Origin of the sequence: Asticcacaulis sp., from assembly GCF_035497195.1 — a bacterium.
Lineage (GTDB): Bacteria > Pseudomonadota > Alphaproteobacteria > Caulobacterales > Caulobacteraceae > Asticcacaulis.
In genome coordinates this window covers 129045-153336 of sequence record NZ_DATJDZ010000023.1, presented here as the reverse complement: position 1 = coordinate 153336, position 24292 = coordinate 129045, and the positions used below count along the sequence as shown (strand labels likewise).

Below are 24292 nucleotides of genomic sequence, written 5' to 3'. Positions count from 1 at the left end.
CGAATTTCTTTAGTGAAATTTTATAAAAACCATCCGATTTCCGCAGTCTGTCCACATTGTCCGTAAGTGATATCAGGCATAGCGATTTATATCGATCTGCGCCGGACATTCGTCTGGACGCGCGGCCTGACACAACTGGGCCGCAGCAGCGAGATCTGGGAGGTAATCTGAGATGAAGTCCGTTTTGAAAACAGGCCTGTTGCTTGGTCTGGCGTCTGCCCTCGCCATTCCGGCTATTGCTGCGGCGCAGGATCGTGACCTGCGCGGTTATGACGGTTATTGCTATGCCAAAAAGAAAGAAGCCCAGACAAACGGCACCATTATCGGCGCGGTGATTGGCGGCCTTGTTGGCAGCCAGATTTCCAAGAACGAACGCGGCCTCGGCACGGTTGGCGGCGCGGTGGTCGGTGGCGTGATCGGCAACAATGTCGGCAAGTCGAGCGTCAAATGCTACAACGGCGAATACTATTCCTACCAGGGCGCCTATTACGATCCGGCCCCGCCGCCTCGCGGCTACACGGTCGTCTATTACAAGGAGCGCCCGCCGCAGGATCGCTATCAGCACGTCTATTATGACCGCTACCGCCACGCCACGCCGCCGCCCTACGCCTATGGCGACGCCTGGCGCAACGACAACGACAATCCCTATGGCTGGCGCGACAAGGATGGTCACTGGCACGACGGCCGCAATAAGGGCAACAAGCATAGAGATAAGCACAACAACCGCTAAGTTTAAGCCCTCCGGTTACGCCGGAGGGCTTTTCATTCAGGCGTTATCAACCATTCTGCGCCAGAATCGGCGCATGAAACCTGATCGTCGTTATTTTCTGGGCGCTGCCGCCGCCTGCCTCTGCCTGTCTGCCATGCCTGCCCTGGCCAGTGAAGGCGCGGCGGCGAAAAAGGCCGGCAATGCCTCGGTTCAGTTGGGCGCGGTCGCTATTCCGGTCAGCGTTGACGGCAAGCTGGTCAATTACATATTTCTCAATATCCGCATCAACCTGACCATGACGGCCGACGAGGCCGGGGTCCGCGACAAGGAACCCTATTTCCGCGACGCCTTGGTCCGGACGGCTTCGCGGATATCGTTTGCGCAGACGGGCAAGGATTATCTGCTCGATGAACCGCGCTTCAAACAGGTCATGACCGTCGAATGGACGAAGATTACCGGACCCGGCGTGATTAAATCGATCGATATTCTTAGACAAAGCCCGAAACGTCATCCGAACTGACGGATATCCCCCGCAGGTTGTGTTGCGGTGCGTTTGTCATAACTTCCTGAATTTACATGCTATAAGTATTCGCGCTCCCGCATTGCAGCATTCGCGGATTGAAAGCCCTTGTATTATAATGGGTTTCGCTGACATCAAGCCTTGAAACTCAGATAAACATTTGGCACTCTCCGCCACAATCGAAAAATAAGGCACTGTATTTTGTCTTCTTTTTGATTCCCGAAATGGGGGCGGCAGAGTCTGCGCGTCCCTCAAATATAAAGACACAGGGGTTACATTATGAATATTGCTTTGATGCTGGCCATCGCGGCTGGCATACTTGGCCTGTTGTATGGCGTCGTCCAGGCTTTCGGCCTGATGAAGGCCAGTGCGGGCAATGCGCGTATGCAGGAAATCGCCGCGGCGATTCAGGAAGGGGCCGCGGCCTACCTCAAACGCCAGTACACCACCATCGCCATGGTCGGCGTGGTCATTTTCATTCTCGCCTTTATCTTTCTCGGCCCCCTTTCGGCGGTTGGTTTCCTGATCGGTTCGGTGCTTTCGGGCGCTGCCGGTTACGCCGGTATGCTGATTTCGGTGCGGGCAAACGTCCGCACGGCGCAGGCGGCCTCTGAAAGCCTCGCCAAGGGGCTGAAACTGGCCTTTAATGCGGGCGCCATCACCGGCATGTTCGTGGCCGGCGGCGCACTGCTCGGCGTGGCGGGCTATTACGCTTTCCTGACCGGCCCGATGGGGCTGGCCGCGCATGACCGCGACCTGATCAACGCCCTGGTGTCGCTTGGTTTCGGCGCGTCGCTGATCTCCATCTTCGCCCGTCTCGGCGGCGGTATCTTCACCAAGGGTGCGGATGTCGGCGGCGATATGGTCGGCAAGGTCGAGGCCGGTATTCCGGAAGATGATCCCCGCAATCCCGCCACTATCGCCGATAACGTCGGCGATAATGTCGGCGACTGCGCCGGCATGGCGGCCGATCTGTTCGAGACCTATGCGGTGACCACGGTCGCCACCATGGTTCTGGCGGCCATCTTCTTCAATGACACCCCCTATGTCGGCATGATGATGCTGCTGCCGCTGGTGATTTGCGGCGTCTGTATCTTCACCTCGATCATCGGCACCTTCTTTGTCCGTCTGGGCAAGGACAACAACATCATGAACGCCCTCTACAAGGGCCTGATCGCTACCGGACTGCTGTCGATTGTCGCGCTGGCGGCGGTCATCAAGTATCTGCCGGGCCTCGGCTTCGATACACCGTTCGAATACGTTTCGGCCGGCACCACCTTCCACTTCACCGGCATGACGCTGTTCTATTGCGGCCTTGTCGGGCTGGCGGTGACGGCGGGCTTTATCGTCGTGACCGAGTACTACACGGCCACCGGCAAGCGTCCGGTCGTCTCCATTGCACAGGCCTCGGTCACCGGCCACGGCACCAACGTCATCCAGGGCCTCGCGGTCTCGATGGAAGCGACGGCGGTGCCGGCGCTGATCATCGTGGCTGGCATCATCGGCTGTTACCTGCTGGCGGGTCTCTTCGGCATCGCCATCGCCACCACCACCATGCTGGCCCTGGCCGGTATGATCGTGGCGCTCGACGCCTTCGGTCCGGTGACGGACAACGCCGGCGGTATCGCCGAAATGGCTGGTCTGCCGCCGGAAGTGCGCCACACCACGGATGCGCTCGATGCGGTCGGCAACACCACCAAGGCCGTCACCAAGGGCTATGCCATTGGCTCCGCTGGTCTTGGCGCTTTGGTGCTGTTCGCCGCCTATACCTCGGACCTGAAGTACTTTGCTGGTCTGCCGGATGCCCCGGCCATCTTCCAGGGACTGGGCAACCTGACCTTCTCGCTGTCGTCGCCGTGGGTCGTTATCGGCCTGCTGATCGGTGGCCTGCTGCCGTATCTCTTCGGCGGCATGGGCATGACGGCGGTTGGCCGCGCGGCCCAGGCCGTTGTGGAAGAAGTGCGCAAGCAGTTCCGCGAAGATCCCGGCATCATGGCGGGCACCTCTAGGCCGAACTATGGCCGGGCGGTCGATATGCTGACCAAGGCGGCGATCCGCGAAATGATCATCCCGTCCTTGCTGCCGGTACTGTCGCCGATCGCGCTGTTCGTCATCGTCTACTTTATCGGTGGCGCGGTGCCGGCGTTTGAAGCGTTGGGCGCCATGCTGCTCGGCGTCATCGTCAACGGCTTCTTCGTGGCCGTGTCGATGACCTCCGGCGGCGGCGCCTGGGATAACGCCAAGAAGTCCTTTGAAGATGGCTTTGTCGACAAGGACGGCGTGAAACACCTCAAAGGCTCCGAAGCGCACAAGGCCTCGGTGACCGGCGATACGGTCGGCGATCCTTACAAGGATACGGCGGGTCCGGCGGTCAATCCGATGATCAAGATCACCAATATCGTGGCCTTGCTCATGCTGGCCGTACTCGCTCACGGCGCTTAAAGTAAACAGTCCTCGCCGGAAACGGCGGGGGCTATACTGATGCAATCTGTGGATTCATATCCTTTCTGCATAAAAAAGCCCGCCAGACATATATCTGGCGGGCTTTTTTGAATGAAATATCCGAAGCGATTAATCGCGGCGGCGGTTGTTGCCGGGATTGGTGTCCTGACTGTTGTCGAGGCGTTGATGGCCGACGGTGCCAAGCACCTGTTCCAGGGCGGTCAGCGAACGGCCGCGCGTCGGGGTCTTGTTGGGGTTTGGCGTGAGTACACGGCCATCGGTCAGCGACAGGGTTTTTACGGCGGCGACGGTCTGGGTGGTGGTGTCGAAATTGACCACGGTCACCGAGCGCGCCGTGACGCGCGGCTGCTTGTAGGTCATCTTCATCGATACCTGGTCGATATAGTACCATTCCGATGGCTTGTAGATCGAGGTCTGCGACGGGGCGCCCAGCTTGTCGAGCACGGTGGCTTGCGTGTCACCGACCTTGATATCGACCGAGGGCTTGGCTTCGTGCGCGAGGTAGCCATGATGCGTCATGGTAGGGGCGCAGGCCGATCCCATCAGGGCCAGGGCGGACGCGGCGACCAGAGCAAGGCTTGTCTTAATAGTGAGCCATTTTTTCGGCAAAGGGGGGCGCATGAATATCCTGTTGAGTAAACGAACGCATTTGACCTATAGGGAAATTAGGCTTACGGCAAGCTTAAGGCCTAAACATGGCCATGAACAGCAAATTTTTCGCCGGATACAGCGCCTGAATGGCGACACATCATCCCTGTATTATCAGGGATATTCACCTGGCCCGCCCAAGCAAAGATACGTTATGCACCCCCTTCTGGACAAGCTTAAATCCGTCTTCAAACCGCGCCCTGTCAAGCTGATCGGCGACCGGCTCTATGTGGCCTGCGTGACGCAATCGCGGCTGCCGGCCTTCTATCTCGACTATGGCGTGGACGACGCCATCGGTGCGCGTTTCGAGCTTCTGACCTTCCATGTCGGGTTGGTTGTGACGCGGCTGAAATCTTTGCCCGCCACCGATCCGCGCCATGACCAGGCGCAGGAAACCGCACAGGCGCTGTTTGATTCCTTCCTGCTGGCGCTTGATTCGACCTTGCGAGAGCAGGGCGTCGGCGATCTCAGCGTGCCGAAAAAGATGAAAAAGCTCGGCCAGGTCATCTATACCCGCCTGAAACACTGGGACGACCTGTGGCGCGACAACGTCAGCCTGACCGCTCAGGCCGACTATGCCGCGCGCACTATTCTGGCCGGGTCGGATTATGCTGACGATGAAGCGGACGGCGAAACCACGAATCAGGCGATTTCGGCGGCGGTTCTTGAACATGCCCAGGCCTTCGCCATCTATGCACAGGCGGCACAGGCCAGCTTCAGGATCGATGAGGCCCTGCACGGCCGCCTGATGTTTCCGGCGCTTGAAAATGAACCAGACTCAGCGAACCTTGTGACCAGTGGAGAAGAACTATGAGTGATCAACCGGATGCAGGCCTTTGGGAACATCGCGTGCGTTTTGATCAGGCCGGCAAGGGCCTGAAGATCGATCTGACCGCTGATGATTCGCACCGCAACGCCATCGCCCAGGCGTTTGGCATGATCGCGCTGAACAGCCTGACGGCCCACGTCGAAACCCGTTCCGCAACCGGTGACAAGCCGATCGTGCGCGTCAGCCTGACGCTAAAGGGCGAGGTGACGCAGGAATGCGGCGTGACCCTGGAGCCTTTTACCCACGCGATTTCGGGCGAACTGGAGATCGACTGCATCGAAAAGCAGCGCGTCACCAACGAGGTCGCCGAGATCGGCGCACGCGAATTCACGCTCGACGATCTCGACGAACCGGATGTGATCGAGAACGGCCAGATCGATCTCGGCCAGTATGTCATCGAGGCGCTGGGCGAGGCCTATGATCCGTTCGCCCGCAAGCCGGGCGCGGTTTTCGAGGAGCCGGAAGCGCTGAAGGAACCGTCGCCCTTCGCCGTTCTGGCGCAGTTGAAACGCGATGAATAGCCTCGTGGCAAACGGCCAAATTCATGATTGGGCTTGCATAGTTGCAAAGTGCCGCTATCGTCCGCGACTTATTTCCGCGCTCTCAATTCAGGGCGTATATGTGTGTGCTTTGAGTGAGAAAAGCTTAGGTGAGGTCAGATAGGTCCGTGTCGGCAACAACAGAACCTCAGTCGAATATTGCTCCAAAAGACGCTCCCAAGGATGCAATTGTTATAGCTATCGACGCTATGGGTGGTGATCACGGCCCGGCGGTGACGGTGTGCGGCGCGGCGCTGCTGCTCGATGAGCGCCCGGACGTCTTTTTCCAGCTTCACGGCGACGAGGCCCGAATCAACGCCGAACTGGCGCGTCTACCGAAATTGAAGGCGCGTTCGATCGTCATCCATACCGATCAGTGTGTCGCTATGGATGAAAAACCGGCCCAGGCGATCCGCCGCCGCAATACCAGCCTGTCCAACGCCATTCATGCGGTGAAATCGGGTGAGGCGCGGGCGATCATCTCGGCCGGCAATACCGGTGCGCTGATGGCGCTGTCGAAAATGATCCTCAAGATGCGCACCGACGACCTGGAGCGTCCGGCGATCGGCTGTTCGTGGCCCAATAAAAAAGGTTTCGGCACGGTGCTCGATGTCGGCGCCAATGTGACCTCCGACGCCCGCCAGTTGATCGAATTCGCCCTGATGGGCACGGCCTTTCACCGCGCCGTGCATGGGGTCGAAAAGCCGTCGATCGGCCTGCTCAATGTCGGTTCGGAAGACGCCAAGGGCCACGAGGAGGTGCGCGAAGCGCACAAGCTGCTCAGGGAAAATACGCTCGGCCTCAACTATCATGGCTTTGTCGAAGGCACCGATCTGTGCGCCGGTACGGTCGATGTCACCGTCACTGACGGCTTTACCGGCAATGTGGCGCTGAAAACTGCCGAAGGCACAGCTCGCTTTATCAGGGACTTGCTGAAAGAGGCCTTCAGGTCCGGTCCTCTGGCCATGCTGGGCGCCCTTCTGGCCAGTTCGGCGCTGAAGGCCATGTCCAGGCGTATCGATCCGGGCGCGGCCAATGGCGGTCCGCTCCTTGGGCTTAAAGGCATCGTCATCAAGAGCCATGGCGGCGCCGATGCGCGCGCCTTCTCTAACGCTATTGGTGTGGGTCTCTCGCTGGCGGCCAGCGATTATGAGCGTGATATCATCGAGTCGCTGGCGCAGTTCTCGCAAAGCATTGCGGCGGCGGATGCGGCGGCCGGTATGGCCTCCAATACACATATAAAAGAATCGTCAGCCGAGGAAATCCTGGCGACAGCGGACGATAAGGTAAACTAGAACATGCGTGTGTTAAGATCGGCGGTCACGGGGGTCGGGGGATTCCTGCCCCAGCAAGTGATCACCAACGATGATTTGGCCAAGGTGGTCGATACGTCCGACGCCTGGATTGCGGAACGCACCGGTATTCGTCAGCGTCACCGGATCGATGACGGCATGAAGACTTCCGACATGGCGGTGGAAGCGGCCAAGGTAGCTTTGGCGGCCGCAGGCAAGACGGCGGAGGATGTCGATCTTATCATTGTCGCCACCACCACGCCGGATATGCCTTTTCCGTCCACGGCGTCGATTGTGCAGAACAAGCTTGGCGCGCCGACCTGTCCGGCGTTTGACGTTCAGGCGGTCTGTTCGGGCTTCGTCTACGCTCTGAGCGTGGCGGATGGCTTCGTGGCGCGCGGCTTGTCGAAATGCGTGCTGGTGATCGGCGCCGAGGCGATGAGTCAGCTTCTCGATTATTCCGACCGCGGCACCTGCATCCTGTTCGGCGATGGCGCCGGCGCGGTTGTGGTCGAGCCGGTCGAAGGCGAGGGCACCAAGGCCGATCGCGGCATCCTCGGTTTCGACCTGCGTTGCGACGGCTCCAAGGTCGATCTGCTCTATGTCGATGGCGGCACGTTCGAAGCAGAAAATCGCATCGGCAAGATCCGGATGCAGGGCAACCAGGTCTTCAGACACGCGGTTCACAAGATATCGCAAGCTGTTGAAGCGGCAGTGGAAAAGGCCGATCTGGAAATTGCCGATATCGACTGGTTCATTCCGCATCAGGCCAATCAGCGCATCCTCAATGGCGTGGCCGAACGGCTGGGCCTTGACGAGAGCAAGGTCATCTCGACCGTGGCGCAACACGCCAACACCTCGGCGGCGAGTATTCCACTAGCCTGGTATGTCGGTGTTCAGGACGGCCGGGTGAAGCCGGGTGATCTGGTGCTGATCGAAGCGCTGGGCGGTGGCCTGACCTGGGGCGCTGCGGCCATCCGGTTGTAGGTCGGGAAGCTCCGAAAGCGCGTTGCGCTTTCGGCAAGGGCAAGCGCCCGCCGCCGCTCGTGCGGCGAGCCATGCGGCGTCTGAGCTGAAGAAAATGCTTCGAAGAAGCGTATAAGCCTTTGACGGATAGTGATAATTGCGGCATCATGCCCGCTTGCACTGGTTAAAACCATTCAAGAACGGGCGGAGATATCCATGAAATCGCAGACCTTGACGCGGGCAGAACTTTTCGAAGACGTTCATAATGAACTCGGTTTGCCGCGGCAGGAATGTGCTGCCATTGTCGAGCGCACGCTCGATCTGGTCGTTGAAGCGCTGGAACGCGGTGATACGGTGAAACTGTCCGGCTTCGGCGTCTTCCAGGTGCGTGAGAAAAACGCCCGCGTCGGCCGCAATCCCAAAACCGGCAAGCCCGCCGCCATCGATCCGCGCAAGGTGATTTCGTTCCGTGCGTCGCAGATCGTCAAGGCGCGCGTCGATGCCGGCACACACGAGTAGGGGGTAGCCTGCCGGTGAACAAAGGGCCCTTAGCCTTACGGACCATTTCCGAGACCGCCGATGCTTTGGGCGTGCCGCAGCATGTCCTGCGCTTCTGGGAAACCAAGTTCACCTTTATCCGTCCGACCAAACGCGCCGGTGGCCGCCGTTTTTACCGGCCGCAGGATGTTGATCTGCTGCTGGGCGTCAAGACGCTGCTCTATGATCGCGGATTCACCATTCGCGGCGTGCAGAAGCTCTTCAAGGACGAGGGCCAGAAGGCGATCCTGAACCCGACGGGCGAACGCTTTGCCGGTCCAGCCGATGACGCCGTGGCGACGGAGCAGGGGCTGGTTTCGCGGGATGAAATCGCCGTCGAGAACGCGGTGGGCGTGGCGCAGCCGGTGTTTGATTACGGCAATGCGCAGAATATTCCGTCCGCCGGCATGTCGGCCGAAATGCGGGATAGTTTCCTGAATATCGCCCGGACTTTGGAAGAGGCGCAGGCCAAGCTGGCGCAGCATATCGGCAAGTCGAAGCGCGATTAATATTCCGGTGGAATTTCCGGGAAATCTGACTTTTGGGGATTGCCGGGGGCGATGATCGTCTCTATAAGCCGCCTCTCTTAGGGGCGACACTTGCTGTTTTCCTTATGTTTTGGCGGAGCGTGGCGCAGCCTGGTAGCGCACTTGACTGGGGGTCAAGGGGTCGCAGGTTCGAATCCTGTCGCTCCGACCATTTAAAAATTAAGGGCGTCCCCTTTGGGGGCGCCCTTAATTTTTAAACGCTCTGAACGCCAGGATGTCGAACCGTAAAAGGTTCGACGACGAGTGACATACTTGCATGTCATGAAGACGCGATGGAGCGAAGCGAAGTCTATCCTGTCGCTCCGACTAGCAAAAAGGGTCGCGCAACGACACCGCTTTGCCTTTTGCTAAAACTGCCTGAGGGTCTGTTACGGCGGCCCCAACAGGGCGTCTATTTGCTCATCGCTCAACTCGCCGCCCCTCAGCACCCTGTCGGCCTGCATAAGCGCCCTGGCCTGACGTTCGACCTCCAGATACGGCGACACGCCGGCGGGCCTTCGTGGCGCGGCTGCTGGCGGCGCGGGAGGCTTCGACGCCGACGGCTCATCCCCTGCCAGGGCAATCGCCTTGCCAATCGAGATCAGCGCCTTGGCGGCACGATCCGCTTCGACAAAGCTTGTCGGTAATTCAATCGCCTCATAGGCATCGAGGAGGCGGGTGGCGAGGGCGCGCAGGCGCTGTGTCAGGTCAGTCTGTTCCATGACGAAAGCATAGAACGTCCTGACCGAGCGGGGATTAATGCTCGATCCGTCGGTCCGGCACCAGCCAGATCAGCGCCACAATCGCATAGCAGGTGATGCCGGCGAAGCTGTTCCAGAAGGTGAGGGCGATCCCCAGCACATAGATGGCCGTCGAAATATAACCCTTCACATCATTGCCGATGGCCCGGCCGACGGCGCTGTCCTTGCCGTTAACGGCGATCAGGACCTTGACCAGTATGGCATAGGCGATCGACGGCATGATCAGGGAGGCGCCATAAGCGGCGGTGGGGATGGTGGCGAAATCGCTTTCGCCCATCCAGCGCGTGGTGAAGGGCACGAGTGACAGCCAGAACAGCAGGTGCAGATTGGCCCACAGGGCAGCGCCGTTTATCTTGTGGCAGGCATGGAGCAGATGGTGATGATTATTCCAGTAGATGCCAACATAGATGAAACTCAGGGCATAAAGCAAAAACACATGACCGACATCGAGAAGGGCGTGGAGATCAACGCCTTCGGGCGTATGCAGTTCCAGCACCATGATGGTGATGATAATGGCGATAACGCCATCGCTGAAGGCTTCGAGGCGGCCTTTGCCAATGGCCGGAAGGATGGGCTTTTCAGCGGCTTCACTCATCTTTTAGGTTTCCCCTTGTAGTTTTCCGACCAGGAAATCAGCGGAATGATCGGTACACCCCAGAGTGTGCCGGCAAGCGCATAGAATATGAAAGAGGTGAGGCGTCCGCCGTGCAGGAATTCGCCCAGTGCCACGACAGCCAGCACATAAAATATCAGCCAGACGAGAATGCCGAGGCAGGTGATGGCCCGGCGCTGCGGCAGGGTCAGGCTTTTCAGGAGATGGTTCATATCAGCGGCGCTCAATCATGCGGGTCAGGTGGAACAGGCCAAGCAATACCGAACTGCCGGCGAAGGAAACCATCAAGATCGAGAAAAAGTGATCGCCGAGCATTTCGCTGCTCCGGATGAAAAAATTGAGCAGAATGGCGCCGAAAATGGCGATGAAGACATTGATTGGAAAGCTGAAACGGCTTTTGCTCATGGCGTTGGCGATCCAGCCGACCACGAAACCGGCCAGCGTCGCCAGGATATAGTTCTCTGCCGTCATGGCGGAGGGCGTCCTTTCTTTGGCCTTGTTTCGGCCTTTTTCCTGCGCGAAGCGCTTGAATTGCTGACCCCGGTATGGGCAAAATCAAACCGGAACTTAAAAGCGCCGGCAGAGCTTTAGTTACAGTCAATCGACGGTAACGGCAAGGATTTGCGCAGGCGCCCAGACAGTAAAATCCGGGACTAAAAAGTTGGATATAGAATGACGCGTATAGTGCGACTTCCCCTTAAGTCACCGCTGGTGGCGGTCTGGCTGTTTGTGGCGGCCTTTCTGGTTCTGGCGCTGGTCTGCGTCGGCGGCGCGACGCGGCTGACCGAATCGGGGCTTTCCATCACCGAATGGAAACCGATCGCCGGTGTGATCCCCCCCGTCAGCGAACAAGCGTGGACCGCCGAATTCGACAATTACAAGAAAATACCGCAGTTCAGCCAAGTCAACCCGCACATGGATCTGGCCGCGTTCAAGGGCATCTACTGGTGGGAGTGGACGCATCGCCTGCTGGCGCGCCTGGTTGGGGCGGTCTACCTGCTGGGATTCATCGGCCTTCTGGTGATGCGTCAGATTCCGGGGCGGCTGATCTGGCGCTGTGCCGGGCTGGTTGGGCTGATCGCCGTGCAGGGGGCGGTTGGCTGGTGGATGGTCTCGAGCGGGCTGGCCGGGCGAGTCGAGGTGGCGCCGGAGCGCCTGATGACCCACCTGTCGTTGGCCCTGTTCCTGATGTCCGCCTCAATATGGACCGGACTGGAAGCGCTGGAAGGCGAGAAACGCGGCCGTGGCGCGCCGAATGGCTGGCGCTGGGCGACGGGCATCTTGCTGGCGCTGGTGTTTGCGCAATGTATGCTGGGCGCGCTGGTGGCCGGCAACCGGGCCGGACTTGTCTATAATGACTGGCCGATGATGAACGGGCATATCTTTCCGCCGGTCGAATGGGCCAAAGGGATTGGCTACAGCTTTCTGCACGATCAGGGGCTGGTCCAGTTCATGCACCGCATGACCGCCTATCTGCTGATCATCTTCGCCACGGGTTTTGCCCTAGTGGTGGCGCGCAAAGCCAATGACGACAACCTGAAAACCCTGGCGGCCGTTTTGGCGACGTCTGTATGGATACAGGCGGCCCTGGGCGTCACCACCCTGATCACCGTTGTGGCGCTGGGCTTTGCCCTGACGCACCAGTTCGTGGCGGTCTGCCTGCTGGTCATGGCCGTGGTGCTGGCCTGGATGATGGCGCGCGCCGACCGGGTGTTTCGCTAGATAGGTCTGGCGCTGAATTTCTCCCACGGGCCGGTGATCGCCACGGTGACGCCATTGCCCTGGATATTGGCGAACAGGGTCGAGCCGTTCGGGGAGAAGGTGACGCCCGCCCATTCCGAATGGCCTGCGTCGACATTGCGCGCGAAGGTGCCGATCTTGCCATCGGGTGTGACGATGCGCAGATGGTTGTTCAGCACGTCGGAATAGCGGTCCTCGCAGACATAGAGATGCCCCCACGGCGCCACGGTCAGGTTGTCGGCGTAGTCGATGACACGCAGGTCGCCGGATTCGACGAACAGTTCGATCTGGCCGGGCTGGTCCTTTTCACGATCCGTGCCTTCATAGGGACTGGGGATATAACGCATGAGCTGGCCATAGGCCTTGGCGCCGCCGGAAGTGCAGGCGAAAAACAGCTCGTTATGGCCGTAATGGATGCCTTCGCCGCGTGAAAAGCGAGCTGCACCGGCCAGGTAAGCCTGGGTGCGCAGACTGTCGTCCGGGCTTTCGACGTCCTTCAGGTCGATCCAGGTGACGGCATGGCGGTCGCCGACATTCCACAGGTGGGCATATTTGTTGCTGGTGGCGGCGCGCGGCACATCGCGGAAAGCGAGGGCCTGGAGGCGGCCGCCCTTGTGGAGATAGCGTGTGTCGTTCGGCAGATAGCGGTAGAAGGCGCCGTCGGACATATCTTCGGTCATGTAGACGATACCGGTGCGCGGATCGATGGCGACGGCTTCATGGTTGAAGCGGCCCAGGGCCTTGATCGGCACAGGCGCGGCGAGGCCTTTGTAGCCGGATGGCACTTCGAAGACGTAGCCGTGATCCTTTTTCACGCCGTCGCCGGCCACTTGCGTGGTTTCTTCGCAGCTCAACCACGATCCCCAGGGGGTCGCGCCGCCGGCGCAGTTGGTCGATGTGCCGGTGAGGGAGAGGAAATGGCTTTCCAACTGCTGGGTCTTGATATTGTAGACGAGGGTGGTGGTGCCGCCGCTTAAAGGGGCGCCGTTGGCATCATGGTCATAAACGCGCGAACGATCGAGCTTGCCGATCAACTGGTGGCGGTCGCCGAGCGGGCCGATGTCGGTGATATTGTGCTTGATCTCGTGATTGCGCACCAGCACCACCTGGTCCGGATTGAGACCGGGGAAGGCGGCCATGCCGTCATGCAGGCCTGGCACCTTGAAACCGTCATCCATGGTTTCGCCGATGGTCGAGAAGGTAGTGTAGGAAAAGCCGGCCGGCAGTTCGATAAAGCCCTTCGGATCGGGCTGGAGCGCGCCATAGGCCTCGATCTCGCTGACATAGCCGGGATCGACGGAGGGTTCGACACGGATTGCCGCCTGGGCGCGTCGGCCAAGGCCGGCAAAGGCGGAAGAGGTGGCTAACGCGCCACCAAGCATAAGACGTCGGGAAATTTGCATCTGAACCTCGCAGATAAAGCTGTGTTCTGGGCTTGCCACGTCCGTATTACCGTTTCATGACAGTGAAAAATATTGCGGTAATTTAATACCTTTGTCATTTTTCTTTATAAAAACAAACGGTTGTGTGGTATATTTGAAAATATTATGCGTTGACAGCGCAAGGTTGCTCCCGTATACCCCGCGCTCTTCTCCACCCGGATATCCTTTTCGGATGGAAACCTAAGGATTTTATCATGTTGACCTCCACGACCGCGGCGCTGAAGCCCGCAGATGTCGAGAAGAAGTGGATCGTGATCGACGCTGAGGACGCCGTGCTCGGCCGTCTGGCATCGTACATCGCCATGCGTCTTCGCGGCAAGCACCTGCCTACCTACACGCCGCATACCGATTCCGGTGACTATATCATCGTGATCAATGCCGACAAGGTCCACCTGACCGGCAAGAAAGAAAACGAAATCTTCTACTGGCACACCGGTCACCCCGGCGGCGTCAAGCAGCGCACCCTCGGTCAACTGCTGGCCGGCAAGTATCCTGAGCGCGTGCTCATGAAGGCTGTCGAGCGCATGATGCCGAAGGAAAGCCCGCTGGCCCGCGGTCAGATGACCAACCTGCGTCTGTATTCGGGCGCTGCCCATCCTCATGAAGCGCAACAGCCGGAAGTCGTCGACTTCAAGTCGCTGAACCGCAAGAACGTCCGGAGCGCATAAATATGTCCGATATCCAAGCTCCCGCCCAAGGTATGGAAGCCCTGGCTTCCCTGTCGTCGAACCCTGAAGCCGCACCTGTCCGCGTCCAGATTCTCGACAAATACGGCCGCGCCTATGCCACCGGCAAGCGCAAGAACGCCATCGCCCGCGTCTGGATCAAACCGGGTTCCGGCAAGTGGGTCATCAATGACCGCGAGCAGGAAGTGTATTTCGCACGTCCCGTTCTGCGCATGATGATCGCCCAGCCGCTGAACCTGACCGAACGCGCCTCGCAGTTCGACGTCATGGTTACGGTTGTCGGTTCGGGCCTTTCCGGCCAGGCCGGCGCCATTCGTCACGCTCTGTCGAAGGCCTTGACCTATTATGAGCCCGGCCTGCGCCCGGCCCTGAAGGCTGCCGGCTTCCTGACCCGCGACTCGCGCGTCGTCGAGCGTAAGAAGTACGGCCGTGCCAAGGCCCGTAAGAGCTTCCAGTTCTCGAAGCGTTAATCGACACACTCGTGTGTTTGGAAATTGGCGCTTCGGGCAACCGGAGCGCTTTTTTCTTTGCCTGTTTTAAAGTAAGAAACCCCACCACCATCGAGCGAAGCGAAGATGGTGAGATGTGGTGGTGGGGTTCTTGTTTCCTTCGTCCTTCTAGGAGTTCATGATGTCCCACAAGGTTTTCATCGACGGCGAGGCCGGCACCACGGGCCTGCAAATCCGCGAACGGCTGGAAAAGCGCATCGATATCGAACTGATCCGCCTATCCGAGGACAAACGCAAGGACGCGGCCGCCCGCAAGGATGCGCTCAATAGCGCCGACGCGGTGATCCTGTGCCTGCCCGATGAAGCAGCCATCGAGGCTGTGTCAATGATTGAAAGTCCGGACGTGCGCGTCATCGATGCCTCGACGGCGTTCCGCACCGATCCTGCCTGGACCTACGGGTTTCCGGAACTGAACGACGGCCAGCGCGCTGCCATCGCTGCCTCGAAACGCATCAGCAATCCCGGCTGCCATGCCACGGGCTTCATTGCCCTGACGCATCCGCTGGTCGAGGCTGGCATTATCCCGTCCTATTTTCCGATCAGCGCCACCTCGCTCACCGGCTATAGCGGCGGCGGCAAATCAATGATTGCCGAATTCGAAGGCGGCCCTGATCACGGCAAGGGCCATGAACGGCTCTATGCCACAGGCCTGGCGCATAAGCATCTGCCGGAAATGACCCTCTATTCCGGTCTGGAATCGCCGCCGATCTTCACACCCATTGTCGCCAATTTTTCGCAAGGGTTGATCGTCCAGGTGCCGCTGCCGCTGTGGGCGCTGCCGGATGAGCCGGATATCGACGCGGTGCGCAATCTGCTGACGGCGCATTATCTCGGCGAACAGTTTGTACGCGTGGCAACGGCGGAAGAAAGTGCCGAGACCGGCGCGGTGCATGGCGCCATGCTGGCCAATACCAATCAGCTTCTTATCCATGTGTTCGGCAATGAGGATCAGCAGACGGCGAACCTGGTGGCCGTGTTCGATAACCTTGGCAAGGGCGCTTCCGGCGCTGCTGTACAAAACCTCAATCTGGTATTAGGTGTGGATGAGAGCCTGGGACTTATCCAGGCCATCTGACAGGAAACGCTGATGAACCCGATTAGCTGGGCGGCCATCTATATCATGATCTGGTGGATAACGTTTTTCGCCATATTGCCGCTATGGAATCGCACGCCGGTGGAAGAGGGCACCGAGGTCATCAAGGGCAATGATCCGGGCGCGCCGATTACCCATAACCTGTGGAAGAAGGTCAAGATCAACAGCCTGGTGGCGCTGGTCGTCTGGCTGATCGTGATCGTTTTCATGTTCTTAATCCATATTCCCCTGCCAACAATTCCCGGCGCGTAACGCGAATCCGCCATAATTGCGCGCAAAACCTCTTCACTCCCGCACGTGGACACTCTAGGGTGCGCGCAACTCAAGTTACATACGGATTCTCAATATGCGCCTGTCGCGCTTTTTCCTGCCCCTGCTCAAAGAAAATCCCGCCGAGGCGCAGATCGTCTCGCACCGCCTGATGCTGCGCACAGGCATGATCCGCCAGGAAGCCGCCGGCATCTATGCCTGGTTGCCGCTGGGCTTCAAGGTGCTGAAGAAAATCGAAAAGATTGTTGAAGAGGAAATGGCGCGCGCCGGCTCGATTCAACTATTGATGCCAACCCTTCAACTGGCTGATCTGTGGCGTGAATCCGGCCGCTATGAAGACTATGGCCAGGAAATGCTGCGCATCAAGGACCGCCATGAGCGCGAGATGCTCTACGGTCCGACAAATGAGGAAATGATCACGGAAATCTTCCGCGGCACGGTGCGGTCCTACAAGGACTTGCCGCTTAATCTCTTCCATATCCAGTGGAAATTCCGCGATGAGCAGCGCCCGCGTTTCGGCGTGATGCGCGGCCGCGAATTCCTGATGAAGGACGCCTATTCGTTCGATGTGGATGAGGCTAGCGCGCGGAAATCCTATAACCGCATGTTCACATCCTACCTGAACATCTTCTCGCGCCTGGGACTCAAGGCTGTGCCGATGCGTGCCGATACCGGTCCGATCGGCGGCGACCTGTCGCACGAATTCATCATCCTGGCCGATACCGGCGAAAGCGCCGTCTTCTGCCACAAGGACCTGATCGACATGCCGGCGCCCGGCAATGATGTCGACTGGGACAATCTCGAACACATCTTTGAGGGCCGCACCGCGCTTTATGCCGCGACCGAGGAAATGCACGACGACGCCCGCTTCAAGGCCGAGGTGCCGGAAGACAAGCAGGTTTCGGCGCGCGGTATCGAGGTGGGCCATATCTTCTATTTCGGTGAGAAATACTCGAAGCCGATGAAGGCCGTGGTCAATGGCCCGGATGGCGAAATCACCGTCCATATGGGGTCGTATGGCGTTGGCGTGTCGCGTCTGCTGGGCGCCATCATCGAGGCCTCGCACGATGAAGCCGGCATCATCTGGCCGGAAAGCGTTGCGCCGTTCGATGTGGCGATCATCAATCTGCGTCAGGGCGATGAGGCCTGCGACGCGGCTTGCGAAAAGGCCTATAAGACGCTGCAATCGGCCGGCCGAGATGTGCTTTACCACGACACAGACGAGCGCGCCGGCGCCAAGTTCGCCGCCATGGACCTGATCGGCGTGCCGTGGCAACTGATTATTGGCCCCAAGGGACTGGCGGAAGGGCAGGTCGAGATCAAGAACCGCGCCACTGGCGAACGCCAGACCGTGCCGTTTGAGGCCGGTCTCGCCCAGCTGACGAAAGCCTAGCCGCATGGGGTCGTTGCTGTCGCTGTTCAATTTCAAGGGATGGGAATTCGATCTCGCCCTGAAATATCTTCGCACCAAGCGCAAGGATGGCGGTATCGCCGTTATCGCCATCATCAGCTTCACCGGCATCATGCTGGCGGTGACGGCGCTGATCAGCGTGCTGTCGATCATGAACGGCTTCCGCGACGAACTGATGTCGCGCGTGCTGGCCTTCAGCGGCCATGCCTATGTTTCCGGCCAGCCGCTCAATGACTTCGCTCACCGCGATGAGATGCTCAAGCGTCTCCAGACGATACCAGGTGTGACCGAAGCGACGCCCTATCTCGATTCACCGGGCCTGATCCAGAATGACCACGGCGCGACCGGCCTCGCCTATATACGCGGCGTGGTGCCCGACGCGCTGAAACACACGCCGATCATCAATAAAAATATTCTGCCCGGCGGCTCGATGGACCAGTTCGGTGTGGGAGATTATGGTGGCGACGTGATCCTGATCGGCAGCGGTGTGGCCGATGCGCTGGGCGTCAATCCGGGGGATGAGGTCACGCTTGTGTCCCCTGGCGGTTCGACGGCTTTCGGCGCCACGCCGCGCCGCAAGCAATATACCGTCGGCGGCATTTTCAAGAGCGGCGTCAGCGATATCGACAAGGCCTTCATCTATATGCCGATCACTCAGGCGCAACTGTTCTTTGACCGCGAAGACGAATGGGATACGGTCGAGATCAAGGTCGATAAACCTTATGATATCGATCTGTATCGTCCAGCCCTGACGAAGGCGGCGGGCGAGGGCGCCTTTGTCTCCGACTGGAAAGAACAGAATGCCTCGTTGTGGGGCGCGCTCAAGGTCGAACGCACAGCCATGCGATTCATCCTCTTCTTCATCGTCATTATCGCTACGCTCAACATCATTTCCGGCATCGTTATGCTGGTGAAGAACAAGACACGTGACGTCGCCATCCTGCGGACTATGGGCGCGGATCGGGCGTCGATTTCGCGGATATTCTTCATGACGGGTACCATCATCGGCGCCACCGGCACCGCTGCGGGCTTGTTTCTGGGGGTCATGTTCTGCACCTTTATCGGGCCGATCCAGCACTTCCTGGAGTGGCTGCTCCATACCAAGCTATTCCCCGCCGATGTCTATTATCTCGACGCCGTACCGGCCAAGATGGAACCCTCCGAGGTGGCGTTCGTGGTGATTGCCTCGCTGCTGGCCGCCTGTATCTCCACCTTCTTCCCGGCCCTGTGGGCCTCCAAGCTCGAACCCGTCGAGGCTTTACGTTATGAGTAGTCCGGTCTTATCGCTCAAGGGTCTGCACCGCGATTACGCGCTGGGCGACGGTCGCAAACTGGCCGTTTTGAAAGGCGTCGATCTCGATGTCATGCCCGGTGAACTGGTCGGTCTCGTTGGACCGTCGGGTTCGGGCAAGTCGTCCCTGCTACACGCCGTGGGTCTGCTTGAGGCGGCGCCCAATGCGCGCCTGACCATTGATGGCGAGGATTTCCACTCTGCCGATGAGCGCAAGCGAACGGCGGCCAGGCTGGAAAAGATCGGTTTTGTCTATCAGTTCCATCACCTGCTGCCTGAGTATACGGCGGTGGGCAATGTCGCCGTGCCGCAGCGTATTCTTGGCCGGCCGGTAAAGGAATCCGAGGCGCGCGCACGCGAACTGTTGACCGCGCTGGGCCTGGGTGAGCGTCTGGATCACCTGCCGGCGCAGCTTTCCGGCGGCGAACAGCAGCGTGTGGCTGTGGCACGGGCGCTGGCGAACAAGCCGCGATTATTGCTGGCTGACGAGCCGACGGGCAATCTCGATCCGGCAACGTCAGGGCAGGTCTTTGAAGCGCTGAAAACGATCGTCAAGGCGCAGGGCGTTGGGGCGATCATCGCCACTCACAATCTGGAACTGGCGAAGCATATGGACCGCGTGGTCAAGCTGGTCGATGGCCAACTTGTGCCTTTTGACGTTCACGCCGGCATTTAATCCACTTATCAATCAACAGCTTATAATTTTGTTCCACCTGCGGAACAGAATTCCTATTGCGCGTGGAACAAAACAAGAATATAGAACAAAGCATGAATTGAAGAACATCTAAAGAACAAAAGGAATGTGGAAAAATGGTCAGCGCCCTGCATAATATGTTGTCATTTGTCGCCGTAACGGGCTTTGTTTTCCTCATGTGCCATGTGATGTCGCTGGCGGCGTGAGTCGCACCGGCAGGGCATGGGTTTACCCATAGGAGCGCGTCGTGAGCGAAGATTTTATCCACCTGCGCGTCAAGTCGGCCTATTCGCTCCTGGAGGGGGCTATCAAGGCCTATGACATGGGCAAGATGGCGCATAAACTGAATATGCCGGCCGTGGCGATTGCCGATCGATGTAATTTATATGGCGCGCTCGAATTCTCCCAGGCGTGCAAGGATACCGGCGTTCAGCCCATCATCGGCTGTTCGCTGCCGGTTCGGGGTATAGGCGGTGTGCCCTCCGAGCGTTGGGGGAAGATTCCGACTGTCGCCCTGTTTGTCCAGAATGAAGCGGGCTACCTCAATCTCACCAAGCTGTCTTCCATCGCCTATGTTGATGCCGATGCGACGGAAGAGCCGCATGTCCGTTGGGATCAGGTGGCGGCGCACAGCGAAGGCCTGATTTTGCTTTCGGGCGGGTTTGATGGCCCGGTGGATGTGCTGTTTCGTCAGAACAAGCCAGACGAAGCAACGGCTGCCTTGCGCGCGATGCAGGATGTTTTCGGTGACCGCTTTTATATTGAATTGCAGCGCCACGACGGCACACCGCAAGGCGGCATCAAGGGGGGGGCGGCGGAGGCCGGTCTGGTCGAATTCGCCTACGCCAATGATGTTGCGCTCGTAGCGACCAATGATGTGCAATTTGCGTCTCGTGACCTTTATTCAGCACACGAAGCGCTGTTGTGCATTTCCGATGGCGCCTATATGGGGCAGGTGGATCGTCGCAAGGTCACCAAAGAGCACTGGTTCAAGCCGGCGGCGTTGATGCGGGAACTGTTCTCCGATCTGCCGGAGGCCTGTGACAATACGCTGGAAATCGCCAGACGATGCGCCTTTCTGGTCAGCAAGCGCGATCCGATCTTGCCGCGTTTCGATACAGGCGCGGGCCGCAACGAAGCCGAAGAACTGGCGTGGCAGGCGGCGGAAGGCCTGAAGCTGCGGCTTAAGCAGGTCAAGCTGGCGGTGCCGGAAGAAGACTACTGGGCACGGCTGAACCGGGAAATCGGTATCATCCAGCAAATGGGATTTCCGGGTTACTTCCTGATCGTTTCGGACTTCATCAAATGGGCCAAGGTACAGGACATCCCTGTCGGACCTGGGCGAGGGTCTGGCGCCGGTTCGCTGGTGGCATGGGCGTTGCTGATTACCGATCTCGATCCCTTGCGCTTCGGTCTGCTGTTTGAACGCTTCCTGAATCCTGAACGGGTATCCATGCCCGACTTCGATATCGACTTCTGCCAGGAACGCCGTGAAGAAGTGATTTCCTACGTGCAGGGCAAGTACGGCCGCGACCGGGTGGCGCAGATTATCACCTTTGGTACGTTGCAGGCACGGGCCGTGCTGCGCGATACGGGCCGGGTGATGCAACTGCCACTCGGGCAGGTGGATCGCCTGTGTAAGATGGTGCCGAACAACCCGGCCAGTCCGACCACCCTGGCGCAGGCCATTGAAATCGAACCACGACTGAAAGAAGCGCGTGACGATGACGATGCCGTAAAACGGTTGCTGGACACTGCGTTGAAGCTGGAGGGCCTTTATCGTAACGCGTCGACCCACGCCGCTGGTATCGTTATCGGCGATCGGCCCTTGACCGAGTTGGTGCCACTGTACCGAGACCCGCGATCGGACATTCCGGCGACCCAGTTCAATATGAAATGGGTGGAAAGCGCCGGTCTGGTCAAGTTCGACTTCCTCGGCCTGAAAACGCTGACAACGCTCAAGCGCGCGCAAAACTACCTCAAAAAGCGCGGTATAGACATCAACTATTCTACCCTGCCGCTCGATGACGGCCCTACCTATGAACTTCTGGCATCGGGGCAGGCGATTGGTGTGTTCCAGCTTGAAAGTCAGGGGATGCGCGATACGCTGCGCAAGCTGCGCTGTGGATCTCTGGAAGAAATTACCGCGCTTATTTCGCTCTATCGTCCGGGGCCTATGGACAATATCGATACCTATGTCGACCGGAAGTTCGGCCGGGCGGAAATCGATATGTTGCACCCCAGCCTTGAGCCGGTGCTGAAGGAGACCTACGGCGTTATCATCTATCAGGAACAGGTGATGCAGATCGCCCAGGTCCTGTCGGGCTACAGCCTGGGTGAAGCCGACCTGCTGCGCCGGGCTATGGGTAAGAAGAAAAAGGAAGAAATGGACCTGCAAAAGGTTCGCTTTATTTCCGGCGCGGCCGAAAAGGGCGTGCCCGAAAAGCAATCCGACTTTATCTTTGAACTGGTCAATAAGTTCGCCGGCTACGGTTTCAACAAATCGCACGCCGCCGCCTATGCCTTTATCTCGTATCAGACTGGCTATCTTAAGGCCAATCACCCGGTCGAATTCTTCGCTGCAACGTTCAGCCTCGATATCACCAATACCGACAAGCTGGCGGTCTTCTATCAAGATGCGCGACGCTTCAACGTCACCATCCGCCCGCCCGACATTAATAGTTCGATGGCCGATTTCGATGTCGAAAATGGTGAAGTGCTTTACGCATTGGGCGCCATTCGCAATGTCGGCTTTGAAGCCATGTTAAGTGTGGTTCAGGCGCGTGAGGAGGGCGGCAAGTTCACCGACCTGTTCGACTTTCTGGAACGGATCGATCCGAAGGCGGTCAACAAGCGCGCCCTGGAAAATCTCGCCAGGGCGGGCGCCTTCGATTCGATCCATCCTAACCGCGCGCAGATCGTGGCCGGCGCCGATATCCTTATTGCCTACGCCCAGAGCATGGCGGCGGATCGGGCGGCGTCTCAGGTTAGCCTGTTTGGATCGAATGAATCCTCGCGCCCGCGCCTGCCAAGTGTGGCTACGGTGTCGGGGCCTGCCAGGCTTGACGAGGAACTGGCGGCGATCGGCTTCTATCTGTCGGGTCACCCATTGCAGGACATGCTGGATGTCTTCAAACGCCGCAACGTCACCCTGTATGCCGATGCGGTGTCTCTGGCCGCGGAAGGGCGTGAGGCCTTCCGCATGGCGGGGATCATTCGCCGCAAGCAGGAACGGGCGGCGCAAGGCTCTGGTGAAAAGTTTGCCTTCGTCACCCTGTCCGATCCCAGCGGCGAATATGAAGTGCTGTTCCCGCCGGAATCTCTGCGTAAAAACCGCGATCACCTGGAGGTCGGGGCTTCGATCGTGCTCAAGGTGCGTAGTAAAGGCAAGGACGGAGAGGTACGTTTCTTCGGCGATGACGCCGCGCCCATGTCCGAAACGCTTAAAACCGGTGACATGGGTCTGAGGGTGCATGTTTTGGCCAATGTCATCAATCTGGCCGAACTGAGCGAAAAGCTGGAAACATCCAAATCACCCAAGGGGGGGGAGATCAGTCTGCTGACCGATCTGGGCGGTGAAGGGGTGATCGAATTCAAGCTGCCGCAACGCTATAACCTTGATGCGCACTTACGCGGGGCGCTCAAACATATGACGGGCATCCTCGAATTAGAGGAAGCCTAGTTACAATTCGTACTTTTCTTGTCTGTAAGGCTTGATTTTTTTTGAAATTGTGAATAGGTGCAGGCCATCTCACACGCAGATGCACGCCATCTTCCCTAAATCGGGTCGGTAGCGTTCCGAGGCGGAAACGGGCACGGGCCCGTCCAAGCTTTTCTATCTGCGGCGGATTATCGGAAGAAGGATACTACATTATGGCTATGCCAGAAATCTCCATGCGCCTCCTGCTCGAAGCCGGCGCCCACTTCGGTCACCAGACTCACCGCTGGAACCCCAAGATGGAACGCTACCTGTTCGGTTCGCGCTCCAACATCCATATCATCGACCTGTCGCAATCCCTGCCGCTGTTCCATCAGGCCCTGCTGAAGGTTCGCGAAGTCGCCGCCGCCGGTGGCCGCGTTCTGTTCGTCGGCACCAAGCGCCAGGCGCAAGGCCCGGTCGCTGCCGCCGCCAAGCGTTCGGCCCAGTATTATGTCAACCACCGCTGGCTCGGCGGCACCCTGACCAACTGGCGCACCATTTCCGGTTCGATCGCGCGTCTGCGTGAACTGGAAGGCGTGCTCGACAACAATCCGGCTGGCCGTTCCAAGAAGGAACTGTTGACCCTGACCCGTGAACGCGAAAAGCTTGAGCTGTCGCTGGGCGGCATCAAGGACATGGGCGGCATCCCCGACCTGATGTTCGTGATCGACACCAACAAGGAAGGCATCGCCATCCAGGAAGCCCGCAAGCTGAACATTCCTGTGATCGCCATCCTCGACTCCAATTCTGATCCCGACGGCATCACCTATCCGGTTCCGGGTAACGACGACGCCGCCCGCGCCCTGCAACTGTACTGCGACCTGATCGCTGATTCGGTTCTGGACGGTCTGGCCGCTGGTCAGGTGGCTTCGGGCCGCGACCTCGGCGCTTCGGTTGATCCGATCGAGCCGGCCCTGGTTGCTGACGATGCAATCGCTGCCGCTGCTTCCACTGAGGCCTAAGGCTTCCTATATAGGGGCCAATGTCTGGTTGGCCTTACGAGACCTGTGACAGCTTAAAGCCCGCCATATTACGCTTTGGTCGGCTTTAGG

Annotated in this window: 25 protein-coding genes and 1 tRNA gene; 20 read left to right on the top strand and 6 right to left on the bottom strand. The window is 58.9% G+C overall.

Going from position 1 to position 24292, the window contains the following annotated elements:
- Positions 1-172 precede the first annotated feature (172 nt).
- From VL130_RS15270 to VL130_RS15260, 3 genes are all read left to right on the top strand, one after another.
- Positions 173-730, top strand: a complete 558-nt coding sequence (locus VL130_RS15270) for a glycine zipper 2TM domain-containing protein (protein ID WP_325364039.1) — start codon at positions 173-175, stop codon at positions 728-730.
- Between the two features lie 73 nt (positions 731-803).
- A complete protein-coding gene (locus VL130_RS15265) occupies positions 804-1229 on the top strand; it encodes a hypothetical protein (RefSeq protein WP_325364037.1) in 426 nt (141 codons plus the stop codon).
- A gap of 279 nt (positions 1230-1508) precedes the next feature.
- Entirely contained in the window at positions 1509-3671 is a 2163-nt protein-coding gene (locus tag VL130_RS15260; RefSeq protein ID WP_325364035.1) for a sodium-translocating pyrophosphatase, read from the top strand.
- Between the two features lie 129 nt (positions 3672-3800).
- Here VL130_RS15260 and bamE read toward each other — a convergent pair whose 3' ends face one another.
- The gene (gene bamE / locus VL130_RS15255; protein ID WP_325364033.1) at positions 3801-4313 is read right to left on the bottom strand and encodes an outer membrane protein assembly factor BamE domain-containing protein; all 513 of its coding nucleotides are present in this window, start codon (positions 4311-4313) and stop codon (positions 3801-3803) included.
- Between the two features lie 181 nt (positions 4314-4494).
- Here bamE and VL130_RS15250 point away from each other — a divergent pair, with 181 nt between their 5' ends.
- The 7 genes from VL130_RS15250 to VL130_RS15220 all read left to right on the top strand — a co-directional run bounded on the left by VL130_RS15250 (position 4495) and on the right by VL130_RS15220 (position 9202).
- Entirely contained in the window at positions 4495-5154 is a 660-nt protein-coding gene (locus tag VL130_RS15250; RefSeq protein ID WP_325364031.1) for a ubiquinol-cytochrome C chaperone family protein, read from the top strand.
- Positions 5151-5690 (top strand): YceD family protein, encoded by a 540-nt coding sequence (locus VL130_RS15245; RefSeq protein ID WP_325364029.1) that lies wholly within the window; start codon positions 5151-5153, stop codon positions 5688-5690. Before VL130_RS15250 ends, VL130_RS15245 begins: the two co-directional genes overlap by 4 nt.
- Before the next feature lie 176 nt (positions 5691-5866).
- Complete coding sequence (plsX, locus tag VL130_RS15240) at positions 5867-7003, top strand: phosphate acyltransferase PlsX (protein ID WP_325364253.1); 1137 nt, start codon at positions 5867-5869, stop codon at positions 7001-7003.
- Between the two features lie 3 nt (positions 7004-7006).
- Positions 7007-7987 (top strand): beta-ketoacyl-ACP synthase III, encoded by a 981-nt coding sequence (locus tag VL130_RS15235; RefSeq protein ID WP_325364027.1) that lies wholly within the window; start codon positions 7007-7009, stop codon positions 7985-7987.
- Positions 7988-8182: 195 nt separating this feature from the next.
- Positions 8183-8485, top strand: a complete 303-nt coding sequence (locus tag VL130_RS15230) for an integration host factor subunit alpha (RefSeq protein WP_018080247.1) — start codon at positions 8183-8185, stop codon at positions 8483-8485.
- A 14-nt stretch (positions 8486-8499) separates the two neighbouring features.
- On the top strand, positions 8500-9012 hold the full coding sequence (locus tag VL130_RS15225; protein ID WP_325364024.1) for a MerR family transcriptional regulator: 513 nt from the start codon (positions 8500-8502) through the stop codon (positions 9010-9012).
- Between the two features lie 113 nt (positions 9013-9125).
- Positions 9126-9202 (top strand) — tRNA-Pro (locus VL130_RS15220).
- 217 nt (positions 9203-9419) lie between these two features.
- On the opposite strand, the gene VL130_RS15215 is transcribed toward VL130_RS15220, so the two are convergent.
- Genes VL130_RS15215 through VL130_RS15200 form a run of 4 tightly spaced genes read right to left on the bottom strand, consistent with a single transcriptional unit; the run spans position 9420 to position 10875 of the window.
- Entirely contained in the window at positions 9420-9752 is a 333-nt protein-coding gene (locus VL130_RS15215; protein ID WP_325364022.1) for a hypothetical protein, read from the bottom strand.
- 34 nt (positions 9753-9786) lie between these two features.
- The gene (locus tag VL130_RS15210) at positions 9787-10386 is read right to left on the bottom strand and encodes a TMEM175 family protein (protein ID WP_325364020.1); all 600 of its coding nucleotides are present in this window, start codon (positions 10384-10386) and stop codon (positions 9787-9789) included.
- Positions 10383-10616 (bottom strand): DUF2842 domain-containing protein, encoded by a 234-nt coding sequence (locus VL130_RS15205; RefSeq protein ID WP_325364018.1) that lies wholly within the window; start codon positions 10614-10616, stop codon positions 10383-10385. Before VL130_RS15205 ends, VL130_RS15210 begins: the two co-directional genes overlap by 4 nt.
- A gap of 1 nt (position 10617) precedes the next feature.
- Positions 10618-10875, bottom strand: coding sequence for a transglycosylase (locus VL130_RS15200; RefSeq protein ID WP_325364016.1), 258 nt, complete (start codon positions 10873-10875; stop codon positions 10618-10620).
- A 201-nt stretch (positions 10876-11076) separates the two neighbouring features.
- Between VL130_RS15200 and VL130_RS15195 the strand changes: the two genes are divergently transcribed.
- Positions 11077-12126 (top strand): COX15/CtaA family protein, encoded by a 1050-nt coding sequence (locus tag VL130_RS15195; RefSeq protein ID WP_414636295.1) that lies wholly within the window; start codon positions 11077-11079, stop codon positions 12124-12126.
- Here VL130_RS15195 and VL130_RS15190 read toward each other — a convergent pair.
- Positions 12123-13547 (bottom strand): alkaline phosphatase PhoX, encoded by a 1425-nt coding sequence (locus VL130_RS15190; protein WP_325364012.1) that lies wholly within the window; start codon positions 13545-13547, stop codon positions 12123-12125. The two genes, VL130_RS15195 and VL130_RS15190, sit on opposite strands and share 4 nt — an antisense overlap.
- Before the next feature lie 233 nt (positions 13548-13780).
- On the opposite strand from VL130_RS15190, the gene rplM reads away from it, so the two are divergent.
- The 9 genes from rplM to rpsB all read left to right on the top strand — a co-directional run bounded on the left by rplM (position 13781) and on the right by rpsB (position 24202).
- A complete protein-coding gene (gene rplM / locus VL130_RS15185) occupies positions 13781-14254 on the top strand; it encodes a 50S ribosomal protein L13 (protein ID WP_325364010.1) in 474 nt (157 codons plus the stop codon).
- A 2-nt stretch (positions 14255-14256) separates the two neighbouring features.
- Positions 14257-14742 (top strand): 30S ribosomal protein S9, encoded by a 486-nt coding sequence (gene rpsI, locus VL130_RS15180; protein ID WP_325364008.1) that lies wholly within the window; start codon positions 14257-14259, stop codon positions 14740-14742.
- A gap of 160 nt (positions 14743-14902) precedes the next feature.
- Entirely contained in the window at positions 14903-15856 is a 954-nt protein-coding gene (gene argC / locus VL130_RS15175) for an N-acetyl-gamma-glutamyl-phosphate reductase (RefSeq protein WP_325364006.1), read from the top strand.
- Positions 15857-15868: 12 nt separating this feature from the next.
- The gene (locus tag VL130_RS15170) at positions 15869-16126 is read left to right on the top strand and encodes a DUF1467 family protein (RefSeq protein WP_325364004.1); all 258 of its coding nucleotides are present in this window, start codon (positions 15869-15871) and stop codon (positions 16124-16126) included.
- A 94-nt stretch (positions 16127-16220) separates the two neighbouring features.
- Positions 16221-17537, top strand: a complete 1317-nt coding sequence (proS, locus tag VL130_RS15165; protein ID WP_325364002.1) for a proline--tRNA ligase — start codon at positions 16221-16223, stop codon at positions 17535-17537.
- 4 nt (positions 17538-17541) lie between these two features.
- A complete protein-coding gene (locus VL130_RS15160; RefSeq protein WP_325364000.1) occupies positions 17542-18828 on the top strand; it encodes a lipoprotein-releasing ABC transporter permease subunit in 1287 nt (428 codons plus the stop codon).
- Complete coding sequence (locus VL130_RS15155) at positions 18821-19522, top strand: ABC transporter ATP-binding protein (RefSeq protein WP_325363998.1); 702 nt, start codon at positions 18821-18823, stop codon at positions 19520-19522. Before VL130_RS15160 ends, VL130_RS15155 begins: the two co-directional genes overlap by 8 nt.
- Before the next feature lie 265 nt (positions 19523-19787).
- Entirely contained in the window at positions 19788-23222 is a 3435-nt protein-coding gene (gene dnaE, locus VL130_RS15150; protein ID WP_325363996.1) for a DNA polymerase III subunit alpha, read from the top strand.
- A gap of 191 nt (positions 23223-23413) precedes the next feature.
- On the top strand, positions 23414-24202 hold the full coding sequence (gene rpsB / locus VL130_RS15145) for a 30S ribosomal protein S2 (RefSeq protein WP_325363994.1): 789 nt from the start codon (positions 23414-23416) through the stop codon (positions 24200-24202).
- Positions 24203-24292: the final 90 nt, after the last annotated feature.

Bases quoted from the DNA above. Each gene is read 5' to 3' on its own strand.
- VL130_RS15265 (WP_325364037.1), top strand. From the start codon at position 804: ATGAAACCTGATCGTCGTTATTTTCTGGGCGCTGCCGCCGCCTGCCTC.
- VL130_RS15190 (WP_325364012.1), bottom strand. From the start codon at position 13,547: ATGCAAATTTCCCGACGTCTTATGCTTGGTGGCGCGTTAGCCACCTCT.
- VL130_RS15245 (WP_325364029.1), top strand. From the start codon at position 5,151: ATGAGTGATCAACCGGATGCAGGCCTTTGGGAACATCGCGTGCGTTTT.
- VL130_RS15250 (WP_325364031.1), top strand. From the start codon at position 4,495: ATGCACCCCCTTCTGGACAAGCTTAAATCCGTCTTCAAACCGCGCCCT.
- bamE (WP_325364033.1), bottom strand. From the start codon at position 4,313: ATGCGCCCCCCTTTGCCGAAAAAATGGCTCACTATTAAGACAAGCCTT.
- VL130_RS15200 (WP_325364016.1), bottom strand. From the start codon at position 10,875: ATGACGGCAGAGAACTATATCCTGGCGACGCTGGCCGGTTTCGTGGTC.
- argC (WP_325364006.1), top strand. From the start codon at position 14,903: ATGTCCCACAAGGTTTTCATCGACGGCGAGGCCGGCACCACGGGCCTG.
- VL130_RS15155 (WP_325363998.1), top strand. From the start codon at position 18,821: ATGAGTAGTCCGGTCTTATCGCTCAAGGGTCTGCACCGCGATTACGCG.
- rpsI (WP_325364008.1), top strand. From the start codon at position 14,257: ATGTCCGATATCCAAGCTCCCGCCCAAGGTATGGAAGCCCTGGCTTCC.
- VL130_RS15210 (WP_325364020.1), bottom strand. From the start codon at position 10,386: ATGAGTGAAGCCGCTGAAAAGCCCATCCTTCCGGCCATTGGCAAAGGC.
- VL130_RS15235 (WP_325364027.1), top strand. From the start codon at position 7,007: ATGCGTGTGTTAAGATCGGCGGTCACGGGGGTCGGGGGATTCCTGCCC.
- VL130_RS15230 (WP_018080247.1), top strand. From the start codon at position 8,183: ATGAAATCGCAGACCTTGACGCGGGCAGAACTTTTCGAAGACGTTCAT.
- rpsB (WP_325363994.1), top strand. From the start codon at position 23,414: ATGGCTATGCCAGAAATCTCCATGCGCCTCCTGCTCGAAGCCGGCGCC.
- VL130_RS15205 (WP_325364018.1), bottom strand. From the start codon at position 10,616: ATGAACCATCTCCTGAAAAGCCTGACCCTGCCGCAGCGCCGGGCCATC.
- VL130_RS15260 (WP_325364035.1), top strand. From the start codon at position 1,509: ATGAATATTGCTTTGATGCTGGCCATCGCGGCTGGCATACTTGGCCTG.
- VL130_RS15195 (WP_414636295.1), top strand. From the start codon at position 11,077: ATGACGCGTATAGTGCGACTTCCCCTTAAGTCACCGCTGGTGGCGGTC.
- VL130_RS15270 (WP_325364039.1), top strand. From the start codon at position 173: ATGAAGTCCGTTTTGAAAACAGGCCTGTTGCTTGGTCTGGCGTCTGCC.
- VL130_RS15215 (WP_325364022.1), bottom strand. From the start codon at position 9,752: ATGGAACAGACTGACCTGACACAGCGCCTGCGCGCCCTCGCCACCCGC.
- proS (WP_325364002.1), top strand. From the start codon at position 16,221: ATGCGCCTGTCGCGCTTTTTCCTGCCCCTGCTCAAAGAAAATCCCGCC.
- rplM (WP_325364010.1), top strand. From the start codon at position 13,781: ATGTTGACCTCCACGACCGCGGCGCTGAAGCCCGCAGATGTCGAGAAG.
- VL130_RS15160 (WP_325364000.1), top strand. From the start codon at position 17,542: ATGGGGTCGTTGCTGTCGCTGTTCAATTTCAAGGGATGGGAATTCGAT.
- VL130_RS15170 (WP_325364004.1), top strand. From the start codon at position 15,869: ATGAACCCGATTAGCTGGGCGGCCATCTATATCATGATCTGGTGGATA.